Origin of the sequence: Bacillus fungorum (assembly GCF_002746455.1) — a bacterium.
Classification (GTDB): Bacteria; Bacillota; Bacilli; order Bacillales; family Bacillaceae_G; genus Bacillus_A; species Bacillus_A fungorum.
Genome location: NZ_NWUW01000057.1, coordinates 1 through 11,087 on the forward strand (window position 1 = coordinate 1; position 11,087 = coordinate 11,087).

The 11,087-nt window shown below is 33.6% G+C and carries 12 protein-coding genes and 2 pseudogenes; 11 read left to right on the forward strand and 3 right to left on the reverse strand.

Annotation, left to right across the window (positions count from 1 at the left end; translation table 11 throughout):
* The 11 genes and pseudogenes from CO726_RS29485 to CO726_RS29535 all read left to right on the forward strand — a co-directional run.
* On the forward strand, positions 1-225 hold a 225-nt coding region (locus CO726_RS29485), incomplete at its 5' end, for a hypothetical protein (RefSeq protein ID WP_099686655.1).
* Between the two features lie 71 nt (positions 226-296).
* Positions 297-548: a hypothetical protein gene (locus tag CO726_RS29490; RefSeq protein ID WP_099686656.1), complete on the forward strand. Its 252-nt coding sequence runs from the start codon at positions 297-299 to the stop codon at positions 546-548.
* Between the two features lie 329 nt (positions 549-877).
* Positions 878-1,726 carry a Rad52/Rad22 family DNA repair protein gene (locus CO726_RS29495; protein WP_099686657.1) on the forward strand — a complete coding sequence of 283 codons (849 nt, stop codon included), beginning with the start codon at positions 878-880 and terminating at the stop codon, positions 1,724-1,726.
* Positions 1,727-1,805: 79 nt separating this feature from the next.
* Positions 1,806-2,918 (forward strand): DNA polymerase III subunit beta, encoded by a 1,113-nt coding sequence (gene dnaN / locus CO726_RS29500; protein ID WP_099686658.1) that lies wholly within the window; start codon positions 1,806-1,808, stop codon positions 2,916-2,918.
* A gap of 12 nt (positions 2,919-2,930) precedes the next feature.
* The gene (locus CO726_RS29505) at positions 2,931-3,260 is read left to right on the forward strand and encodes a hypothetical protein (protein WP_099686659.1); all 330 of its coding nucleotides are present in this window, start codon (positions 2,931-2,933) and stop codon (positions 3,258-3,260) included.
* The gene (locus CO726_RS29510) at positions 3,244-3,801 is read left to right on the forward strand and encodes a hypothetical protein (protein ID WP_099686660.1); all 558 of its coding nucleotides are present in this window, start codon (positions 3,244-3,246) and stop codon (positions 3,799-3,801) included. The genes CO726_RS29505 and CO726_RS29510 overlap by 17 nt, the downstream gene beginning before the upstream one ends.
* Positions 3,798-4,376: pseudogene (locus CO726_RS29515) on the forward strand (hypothetical protein); the annotation flags it as partial. The gene CO726_RS29510 and the pseudogene CO726_RS29515, both read left to right, overlap by 4 nt.
* A 1-nt stretch (position 4,377) precedes the next feature.
* On the forward strand, positions 4,378-4,764 hold the full coding sequence (locus tag CO726_RS29520) for a nucleotidyltransferase domain-containing protein (RefSeq protein WP_099686661.1): 387 nt from the start codon (positions 4,378-4,380) through the stop codon (positions 4,762-4,764).
* Entirely contained in the window at positions 4,751-5,164 is a 414-nt protein-coding gene (locus tag CO726_RS29525; protein WP_099686662.1) for a HEPN domain-containing protein, read from the forward strand. Before CO726_RS29520 ends, CO726_RS29525 begins: the two co-directional genes overlap by 14 nt.
* Positions 5,165-5,288: 124 nt before the next feature.
* Positions 5,289-7,061 carry a phosphoadenosine phosphosulfate reductase domain-containing protein gene (locus CO726_RS29530; protein ID WP_099686666.1) on the forward strand — a complete coding sequence of 591 codons (1,773 nt, stop codon included), beginning with the start codon at positions 5,289-5,291 and terminating at the stop codon, positions 7,059-7,061.
* Between the two features lie 107 nt (positions 7,062-7,168).
* Entirely contained in the window at positions 7,169-7,669 is a 501-nt protein-coding gene (locus CO726_RS29535; protein WP_099686663.1) for a hypothetical protein, read from the forward strand.
* 210 nt (positions 7,670-7,879) lie between these two features.
* Here CO726_RS29535 and CO726_RS29540 read toward each other — a convergent pair whose 3' ends face one another.
* The 3 genes and pseudogenes from CO726_RS29540 to CO726_RS29550 all read right to left on the reverse strand — a co-directional run.
* Positions 7,880-8,275 (reverse strand): helix-turn-helix domain-containing protein, encoded by a 396-nt coding sequence (locus CO726_RS29540; RefSeq protein WP_099686664.1) that lies wholly within the window; start codon positions 8,273-8,275, stop codon positions 7,880-7,882.
* Positions 8,276-8,305: 30 nt separating this feature from the next.
* Complete coding sequence (locus CO726_RS29545) at positions 8,306-9,286, reverse strand: tyrosine-type recombinase/integrase (protein WP_099686665.1); 981 nt, start codon at positions 9,284-9,286, stop codon at positions 8,306-8,308.
* A gap of 1,217 nt (positions 9,287-10,503) precedes the next feature.
* Positions 10,504-11,087: pseudogene (locus CO726_RS29550) on the reverse strand (hypothetical protein); the annotation flags it as partial.

Genomic DNA, 11,087 nt, shown 5'->3' on the forward strand with positions numbered 1-11,087 from the left:
GAAATTTATTATGAAGCTGCTACAGATACTAGATTAGGAAGTAAAATGGATAGTTTATCTTACACAATTATTCCTAATGAGATTAAAGAAAAAATAGAAGCAGCTGCTTCATTATCCTATATGGAAAACATTGAGATGCCTCAGTCATTAGCTGTCGTATATCAAAATGAAATTAGCATGTATGGAAAACCAGAAAAATTATATTTTGAGTTAACTAGTATATAAGAGGAAAAAAAGACATTGGACAAAGTATTTGTTCAATGTCTTTTTTATTAACCCACAGAGGAGCATACAAAATGAATATTGTAACTGAAATAGAAACGAGTCTTTGGACAATTTGTGTAGGGAATATTTTTAGCAATGGTCGTATGCCGTACCATCTAAAAGTTGTAAAAATTGAAGTAGAAGATATGACGAAACCAGACGATGCGAAGATATATAGTATACCTGTTCATCCTAAAAATCATAGAAGACGTATGAAAATAATGGATGTATCAGAACATGTTTCTTATCGAGCTTGGTATTATAATGAGTTCTGGAGCAAATAATATACTATGGATGAAAGAGTGATACGGTTGTTTCACTCTTTTTTACTTGCATTAAAAATAAAGATAGTTTAATATACAGATATATTTATTGTTTAATTGATTCCGTTTATTCCCACACCTTTTTTGTGTTGTGGTTGAGTTGTAGAAACAAGTTGCGTCTTGTTTCATTTATGAAAGGGCTTCTTTGAGCCGATTAGTGTATATATAGCTTATTTTGCTATGCACATTTTTAATCGACTTGAAGAAGCCCTTTTTGTGTTGTCTTCAAGTTTGGAGTTATTGTATAGCCAGCACTTTAGGCAATTATTTTATTAATTAGGGGGATTATTATGACAAATAATATGGAAAGTTTACAAGCTGAATTTCCGTTCGAACAATTAGGTTGGAAAATTACACATACATTTGAAAGCCAAGGTCGTTTTTTTGCGTATGTAGCTCCATTTGTTGACGCACGCGCCATTCAGGACCGATTTGATGAAGTCTTTGGTATTGATAAATGGCAAGTGTCGTATGAAAAATGGGGTGAGAAGGCAACGAAATGCACCATATCAGTATTTTTGAATGAACGTTGGATATCAAAAGAGGATGGAAGTGAAGAATCTGACTACAGTTCTGTAAAAGGTGGCTTTTCGAATAGTTTAAAAAGAGCTGCTGTACTTTGGGGCGTGGGAAGATATCTTTATAATGTAAAACCTAGTAAAGTAGAACTTTCTACACGTAGTAATGGTCCAAATAGTATCTATGTTTCTTATCAAAAGAAAGGGTATTATTTCACACCGCCTACGATGATACAACTAAAGAATAAACAAGGAAGTTCACAGAAGCAACAATCAAATGGGCAACCAAGTCTGGAATTATTAATCCAAAAAATTCAAGAACTTGCAAATCCATTAAGTATTACGTCCAAGGAAATTCTACTTGCCTATAATCACAATTATAATGCGCAAGCGAGAACATTTGAGGATACGACGATTGGTGGTTTAGAAGGAATAATAACTAGTTTACAGTTGATTCACGAAGCGAAGAATATTCGTCCTGGAAATGAGAAACAGCTTAGCCGCTGGTTATCGACTCTTATATCTGGAGATATTACATCCTTTAGAGAATGGTTACTTCATGATCATACAGAAGCCATTCATCAACTCATTGAACAGTTAAAAAAACAACAAAGCGCGTAAAGCTTTGTTTTATAGCAGGAAACGAATGAACAGGATATGAGGTCTGTTCTTTTTTATTACTTTTTTGGAGGGGAAAATTATGAAATTTACTATTAACCGTACATTATTTATCGAAAAATTAGAGAAAGCTAGTGCTACTGTAGACGTGAAAAACCCAATGCCCGCATTACAAGGTGTTTTATTAAATTGTAATTCAAAGGGAATGATTCTAATGGGTTCAGACGGTACAGAAACTGTAACATTAGTGACTCGCTTTAATGTAAACAGTGGGGATTGTACTGAACCAGGGAAGGTGCTTTTTGCAGCTGCTCCAGTTCTTAAAACGATTAAAAAATTCAAAAGTGAATTCATCGGTCTTGAACATAAAAACAATGAGCTAAAAATCGTAGAAAGTAAGAAGAAACAATTTAGCTTTTGTACCATGGATCACGAAGAATATCCTGAAATAAAAATTGAAGCAGGGGAAGATTGGATTTCACTTTCACAAGAACAATTTGTATCAATGGCCAACGGAACATTACATGCTATTCCTGCAATGGATACACGTAAAATCCTAACAGGTGTGAACTTAAAATCAGTTGATGATAAGTTCTTTAGTATAGCAACTGATGCTCACCGTTTAGCCCGTTTACATTTTGATTGTACAAAGATCACTATCGCAAAAGATGGTGAAGTCGTGTTACCAATTAAGTCTCTTAAAACAGCTCTTAAGCTCTTTAATCGTGAAACAAATTTACAATTAAAGCTCATTAGTGATACACAGCTGTTAATCCGTGGCGAAAGTATTATCTATCAGTCTAGATTACTAGCTGGTACATATCCTGATACGGCACGTATGGTACCCGACGAATTTAAAAGTGAAATACAACTATCACGTGAAGAATTTAAAAACACGTTGGAGCAGCTTTCAGCATTTTCTTCCTTAATCGTGCTTACGTCAGAAGGAAAAGAAAGCATCCATCTTAAACCACAAAATTCTCAAGTAGGTACTGCAAGTGTAGAAATTCCATGTAATCAAGTAGAAGCATTTACATTGGCTTGTAATGTGGAATATCTGCTGCAAGCACTACAAACGATAACTTCTGAAACAATCGCGATAAAAATGATTAGTAATCAGAGACCTATCGTTGTAGTGGGAGCAGAGGATACAACTCACTCTAATCTGCAGTTAATTCTACCGGTTCGCGTGTAAGGGGGCATCCAAATGAGTATGAATCACAGTGAATTCTTTGACCTTTTACAGTCAAAAGAAGTCCTTCCTAATAATCAAGAACTTCGTCAATCCTTTGAATCGATTATAAATGGATTTATTGCGAACGAAATACCTGATTTAGAAAACATACCATTCGAACATATAAATGAATTTGAAAAGCAATTTGAGCAACTACGACATTATGTCACGTTTTATAGCAACGAATCATTTCGTATAAATGGCCCAGATTGTGTATTAAAAGAAATGCTACATTTACATCTTTTTGCTGAACAACTAGAAGATGTCGAAAAGCAGGGGCTAGAAGATGAGATATTTATTTAATCAAGGAAATGAGATGAAAGTATACATTCGGATACTACGCATACAAACATTAATTCGTAAATATAACATCCCATTCTTAATCAATATCAATGATTTTCACAGGGACAAGTTGCATATCACAAGTGAACTATTATTCGAGTCGCTTGCGCGTTTTAACGAGCAAACACGTATATTTTGTCACTTTGCCTTTGGAACTGAAGAAGACCTGTTAGATGGGACGTTATTTAGCTCAGAAGACATGTATTCGAATTTTGCTTCGGATATTAGTTCTATGGCTGCGGAAGGATGTTACTTCGATACAGGTGGTTACTATTTATGTATAGGCTCGGAACATATAACACAATCTGATTTTCAGTTCGTGTTACATGAATTTTCGTTTAACACCTATAAAAGTGAAGCGTATCCCAGTCATATTTTGATTGAATTTCTAGAGGATGGTTATGAACAGTACTCATTTGATGAATGGGTACTTTCTTATTATGAAATTATAATCCGTCTTGCGGCAATGATTCGAGAAAAGACGAAGGGGAACCAGGTATGAAATTATTATTTACATACAGTCAGCAGAAAGTAAGAAGGTATCTACTTTCGTTAAAAATACAAAAAAATGCTCACTTACTGCATGAATTACTTGCAGATAAGAAACATGAAGAAGAAATCTACATATTAGATTGTTTAGAGCACTCAAGAGAAATAGACTTCAGCAAGATTTCAAAACGATCCATTCAACAAGTAATGGCTACCGTTTCTTATTTAGAGGAAGACCCCAATTTCCCAACTGATTTAATTGATTCGAAAACTTTACTTGAAATAATTATGATTGCGGAAAACTCTTTAGATACTGATCTTTCCTGCTTCTATACATCACAATTGTATCTTATGGAGATATTTATGCGTATGTATAGATTAGGAATTCCCGTATCAGCTTATTTCCCAATTTATTTAGAACAAGATAATTTCGAAGAATACGATTGTGAGGATTCATTTAAAAGCTGGGGTGATGACTTAATTCAAGATATGAAGTTACTTCACGAAGAGGTAGATAGCGACGATAAAGATACTCTAATCAAATATTCGAATCTATTTCATATATCCATGGATGAATTAAACAACATGCATGTATAATATACTTAAACGTCAATATAATTACTTTATCCGAGGAGTGATTCGGATTAACGAAGAAATACAAAAGGAATTGGACCTATTGGTGCAAAAGATTCGTGAAACTGTATCTTCTGTCCAAAAAATCATCCTTTTTGGCTCTCATGCATATGGCACACCAAATGAAGACAGTGATTTTGATCTCTGTATTGTTGTGGAAGGTGTCGGAGAAAGAAAAAGAGAAGTCATTAATCGTATCAATTGGGGTATTTATGATGTTATGGAAACACCAGTTGATATTTTAGTGTATGGACCAGAAGAGTTTCAAGAACGTGCTAGCCGTACCGTTACTATGGAACATAAGATTGCACTAGAAGGGAAGGTCCTATATGAGAAATATTGAGGATCTAAAAGAGTGGGTATTTATTGCAAAATCTGATTTAGATTCTGCTGGTTACTTAACTCAGATGAAACCTTTCCCTACTGCAATTATTTGTTATCATAGTCAACAATGTGTGGAAAAACTTCTAAAAGGATTTCTTGCACTAAACGGTAGACCAGTCCCAAAAACTCATAACCTTTTAATGCTGCACAAATCGTGTCGGAAATTAGATGAGGAATTCTCATTGATTTTAGAACAGTGCGTGCAGCTAAATGGTTATGCTACAGACATTCGTTATCCGTATTTTGAAGCACTTACTGTTCAAGATGGATTAGTAGCTATACAACATGCTCAAAAAGTAGTGAGGTTTTATAAACAAAAGTTAAACAAGTTGAATATACATGAAATCACAGTTGATTAAAAATAGAGGATATACATAAAAGAGAGTGCCTATTAAATAGGGACTCTCTTTTTCTATCTAAAAACAGAGGAGGCATGCTCCATAGTAGTATGAAATGATACTTTGCTATGGGGATAACACTATAATGATGGATATATATAAAGAAATTAAAGAGGAAATGAAAAAAGTCTATTTATCTCGCGATTGTTGTTTTGTAGGTTACAGTGGGGGGAAAGATAGTTCTGCCATGCTGACGTTACTATGGGATGCAATTGCCGAGCTACCACTAGAGGAACGTACAAATCCAATTCATATCTTAACTTCCGAAGTTGGAGTAGAAACACCTGCTATGACGGCTTATATCTCACGGACATTACAAAAGATCCAGGAGAATGCAAATGAGCAAAACCTACCATTTGTCGTTCACAGTGTGCAACCACTTATGAAAGAATCATATTGGTATAAGGTAATAGGCAGAGGCGTTTTACCACCGAGCGGAAACAGTAGATTGAGATGGTGTACCGACTCTCTCAAGGTCAAACCGATGCAGCGAAAGATGAAAGAAATCTTAATAGCTTCTCAAACTACTACTGCAGTAGAATGCTTTGATGAATATGATGGTGTGCTTATGCTGGCCGTTCGTAATGAAGAGAGTGCTCGAAGAAGACATAGTATTCAAAAGCATGAGATAAGTAATGATTCCTTATTTTCACGTCATAATGACATGAAAAATATCCTCTGCTTTAATCCAGTTAAATTTTTAACCGGTGATGAAGTATGGATGTTACTTTTAGATAGAGGGATACTGCCTTTTGGTGTGGATGTAGAAGAAATGAGTATACAATACGGACAAGCTATGTTTGAATGCGGCATTAAAACGGGTGGAAAACAACAAGGAAATGCTTGTGGAGCTGCAAATTCACGTAGTGGATGTTGGCCGTGCCTTATGATGAATGGTGAGGACAAAATGCTAACCCAACTTATAAGTGAAGGGTATACGGACTATGCTTATCTACAATCCTGGAAAAGCTTCTTACGTTCGATTAGAAACGATATTCGGTATCGGAATGTAATGAATAGACGAAGCCTGCACACGCTCCTTAGAAACGAAAATACAAGGGATTCAGACTTGTTTTCCATATGTAATCATGTTGAATATGATTATATTATGTTTGATCGTACAGAAAAGGGAGACTATGCACCAGGAGGACTAACAGTAGAAGGTAGAAGAATGCTTTTAGAGTATCTACTTTATGTTCAACAAGAAATAAATACGAGTCTTATATCTGAAGAAGAAATTGAGGCAGTACTACAAGGCTGGTATGACACAGATGGTATTCGCGTATATCGAGATGAATTGGAGCCAATACATCTCGCATGTCTTGGTGAATTGGTGTTCAAACCTGATTGTACAATAAATGAAGAAAAAACGACGTCTCCATTCCCTGTGTTTTTCGTGGAAATTGATGTTCATCTAGGGAAGCAGGAACTATTTCGTTGGATTAAAGAACGGCAAAGAATTACACACCAAAGCTTTTTCTTCTTTCCTTCAAATTATTCAAATGAAGTAGCAAAATTAACATGGAACAAGCTAACCTTTGTTATATCTAGAGTAGATATAGCAGAAGCAAGAGACGCTGAACGAATTGTTCGTCATTGGTTAGGGATGGATATGTACCATGGAAAGAGAAAAGAACAACATAAACAAATGCTAATTCAGATTTTAATTCAATCCATGAAGAATGAACAATTGTTTAAAGAAGATGAAAAAGCTAGTACGAAGCTTTTGTATGCTGCAGAGTTTACAAATAAACTTTCTAGATTAATAGAAACAGAGGAAATACTATCCGAAGAGACAAACCATCTCTTTGCAAAGATACTTAAAGAATTAGCTAACGAAGCATTTCTCATAGCATAATATATTAATAATAGATATATTTAGAGAGTACCTATACAATAGGTGCTTTCTATATTAAAAAGGTAAGAGGACACAGTATAACAAGTAATATAGGGGGATGATCCATTATGCGCCTATACATATTGGAAATACATTTTGCACAGAAGATAAGCTTCCTTCATGCAAGAACTATAGCTGAAGCTATCAAAAGATTTCAGAGAATATATACACAATATGCAGAACAAGTGCCTTCTCATATTAGAGAAGTACATGCAAATGAAACAGTCATTTTGGATATCAGAACAGGTGAAGTACATTGTATAGGAGACAACAACATGCTAAGGAAATGTATAGATAATCTTATGCACTTAAATGCTCCGATTGAATGGATTCCTTCACTTGAAATTCACCAATCTGTAAAACCTGATCTGTTTTCGATTACTATACATAAGGCATGCCTTATGAAAGGAAGTCCTCAATATAACGAGGTTGGGATTACTGTTTGGGAAAGCATTCTTCAAGTATCATTATATGACCATAGAGAGTTTTGGAATGCCTTAAAAAGATTCTTACACATTCAGGTACTTTCTGTATCTGAATTAGAACAATTAATAAAAAATAAATTGTGAAGGTTATAGAAGAGAATAAAGAAGAACATTGAAAAAAGGTAAGCAGTAAGGGTGAATCTGCTATGAAAATATAGATGGTAAAAACAAAAGTAAACCGAGTGGGATAAAACTAAAATAAATCGATAAAAAGACGTGTTCTACGAATAGAATACGTCTTTTTATTAGAATATGACAAATACATGCACGGTAAAACCATTAATATATATTGTGCTATACATTTTTTTCTTCATTTTCATTTTCAATGTTTTTTAATGCTATATGCCTGGATTTATTTTTATAATCTAAATAACCAAGATAAGATAGTAGTTCTTCTTCGAATACTAGAACATCCTTGCTTTTTTCGTACATTTTATGAGCTAAACGTGTAACAATTGCTTTTGTATGTTCATCATTATCTAAAATTTGGTGATTTAACAAGTAGTCAGTACTAACCATAAAATAGCTTGCAATTTTTTTGGCCATATCGAAGTTCGGTTCTTTATTCCCTAATTCCCAAGAGGATATCGCACTTCCTGTTACCCCTAACTCTATACCCAATTTGTTTAGGCTAAGCCCCTTTATTTTTCTTAATTTTCTAAGATTCTGTCCAAAAATATTTTCTTCCAAATAAATCAACCTTTCTAATTTTTAATAAAACTATATTTTAGAGTTATTTATAGCTCTCAATGAATATTGGTAATACCTTTTTAAAGAAATCTTAGTTTTGAACCCTATCCTAATTACTAACTCATCTTCAGTTAAGCCTTGCTTAATAAGACGGAGAATAAATGTGTTCCTCATTTGCTGTGCAGAAATACGCCTATTTAATTCTGCTCGCTTCACTTCAAGTCGAATCATCTTTTGTATAGCAACCTCAGATAAAGCCTTTGGCGCATCGTTTTCGTACATCCAACGATACGTACCTCGATTAAAATCAAATGCCAAAAATAGGGGATTATCTGTATGTTGTCGAGGTCTTACGGGTTCTGGGATAGTTGTATAATATTTGTAAAGCTGCTGTGTATCTTCAGCTGTTAAGAAGATAGATCTAGTAACTCCATTTTCTCCTAGAACAATTAAAGTGTTCCTAGCAAACTGTATATGGCTCATATTTAGCGATACAAGCTCTTGTAAAGACAAACCGTAGTTTACTATTAAATTAATTATACAAGCGTTTCTATCCATAATTAGGGGGCGATATTTAGCTTGTCTTTCCGTTAATCCCTTAGTTGATAATACGATTTGTTTTAAGCTCTTTTCTTCTTCTTCAGAAATAAAATCACTATCGTTTAATGATTGATCCGGAATTAAGGAAAGTTCAATGCCATCTAATGGGCTAACTATTCCTAAAAACATGTGTAACTTCTTTAAAACCACCCATATCCGGTGCCTTGTTTTAAGAGAATATTCTCGTTTGTTTTCTAACACTGAGAAATAAGCTTGATAATCATCTACGGATATTTCATTCCATGATTTGATATGTAAAAGCAATTCATTTTCAGTCAACCATCTATAAAAATCTTTAATATCGTATGCATAGCGTTGGATTGTAGAATATTTTCGGCCTTTTTCACTTAAATATGTAGAGAAAGCTTCTAAAGTTTTCTCTAAGCTAATTGTCTCGTTCAATATAATCACCTAATTTCTTTGGATATATTATAACAGAAAATAAATGAAAGACCTGCTACCGCCCTTTGCTACGCACGGTTGCTGGCATATAAAAAATGCAAACGGAAAAACAACCCTTTGCATTTTTTATATGTTGATTATTATTTGCAAAGTAAAATGTATAGGGTTATTATAATGCTCCAAAAAGGAACTACAAAAACTAATCCCCAAAATAGTCCTTTAAAAAACCTAATCTCTGTATAGTTATTTGTTTCTGTATAAGTTGTATCATTTAATGTTGTCATGTTAAATCCTCCAAATATAAATTGTTTATTGAAATGAAAAAAGGACAAACCTAGTCCTGGTAGGGATACATAGGTTTGTCCTTTTGTATGAGGGTAATGATCTGTTTAATTACCATTACTATAACGTAATTTACAAATATTTTCAATTAGGTCGGACATCTTATTAACAAGCATACTAGCTGTATTAAAAATCTATTATAAATATATATCTTATATATAAAAAAGAAATAAAGATAAAACTATTATAGGTTATCAAAAATAGGGGAAAGATCTACTCCCACAAGGGAAAATTTCATGTTAAAACCTAAAAAATCATAAATAGTAGAAAATGTATTCGTAGGTTCAATGATTATTAGACTTTCAATTCTACAAAAAAGCAGAAAGGAAATAATATGTTTCTACATGAAATCGGAAAGAAATTGATACCATTCACATTATATTTATTCAAACATGTAAATAGGATATATTTTCTTTATTTTGGTAAATGGATCAGTATCTAATGTCCGATTATCCACATTTAATTCTGAAAATGTAGGTCTTTGTAAACATAACTCAGTATTTACACATAACTCACATTATTATTGATGATTTTTATTAGATGAAACACACCACACTAGTATTATCAAGGATATTGGGAAAATATTATTCACATTTGAACATAATTGTCCTCATATCCACTGTTTTTATAAATATCCCTATGATTTTTTGTAGATATAAAGTCGAATGTTTTACTACACATGAAGAATACCCAATGTGTAGTGTGGAGATTCTTGTATAGCTAGAAGAAGATTTGTATAGAATTGCATAAAAAAAGACCCCATTTTATATGAAGTCCTTTCGAGTTAGTATTTATAAGTAGAGTAGCAGAAATAGATTACTAATCAAACAAACACGAATAGCCCTCTACTTTCAATTTTTTCAAAAATAGAGAGCTCATTACTATTATTTTATTTCCATTGCAGTTAGCACCTGATCTGGAGCTGTTATTGTTACACCAGCACGTACTAAACGTTCGAAGGTACGCATAAACTCTAGTAAATGAAACTGTTTTGGTAGCTCAATCACACGCAGCTGCTCTTGCGGTAGCTTATCAATTTCTTCAATAAACCATTCACGTACATCACTTGGAATTATGCGTTCTTTATGGCCACGTACTTTTAATTTTTCACGCATTTCAATTTCTAAAGCGATATATGCATGGAGATTAACACCCTGATCATACGCATATTTTCTAAATAACGTTTCTTCCTGGTATTTTAGATAATTACGGTGATAAGACTCTTCCGTCACTGGTACCGCAAACCTCTGCTTCAGTAGTGCATGCACATTCTTAAACATCTTCTTAATGTTGTGAAGAGAGTACATAGAATAATGTAAACCGAAATTAAAGATAGCTTGTTCACGGTCACTATTTCTCTCTTTTGGTATATGTTGTGCAATAAGAGGGTAGATACCTTCTTTCGCTGCAGCATCAAGGATTTGATATTGAGATGTTTGATGTAATAGTTTTTTCAATGTATATACAA

Bases quoted from the DNA above. Each gene is read 5' to 3' on its own strand.
- CO726_RS29490 (WP_099686656.1), top strand. From the start codon at position 297: ATGAATATTGTAACTGAAATAGAAACGAGTCTTTGGACAATTTGTGTA.
- CO726_RS29495 (WP_099686657.1), top strand. From the start codon at position 878: ATGACAAATAATATGGAAAGTTTACAAGCTGAATTTCCGTTCGAACAA.
- dnaN (WP_099686658.1), top strand. From the start codon at position 1,806: ATGAAATTTACTATTAACCGTACATTATTTATCGAAAAATTAGAGAAA.
- CO726_RS29505 (WP_099686659.1), top strand. From the start codon at position 2,931: ATGAGTATGAATCACAGTGAATTCTTTGACCTTTTACAGTCAAAAGAA.
- CO726_RS29510 (WP_099686660.1), top strand. From the start codon at position 3,244: ATGAGATATTTATTTAATCAAGGAAATGAGATGAAAGTATACATTCGG.
- CO726_RS29520 (WP_099686661.1), top strand. From the start codon at position 4,378: ATGTATAATATACTTAAACGTCAATATAATTACTTTATCCGAGGAGTG.
- CO726_RS29525 (WP_099686662.1), top strand. From the start codon at position 4,751: ATGAGAAATATTGAGGATCTAAAAGAGTGGGTATTTATTGCAAAATCT.
- CO726_RS29530 (WP_099686666.1), top strand. From the start codon at position 5,289: ATGATGGATATATATAAAGAAATTAAAGAGGAAATGAAAAAAGTCTAT.
- CO726_RS29535 (WP_099686663.1), top strand. From the start codon at position 7,169: ATGCGCCTATACATATTGGAAATACATTTTGCACAGAAGATAAGCTTC.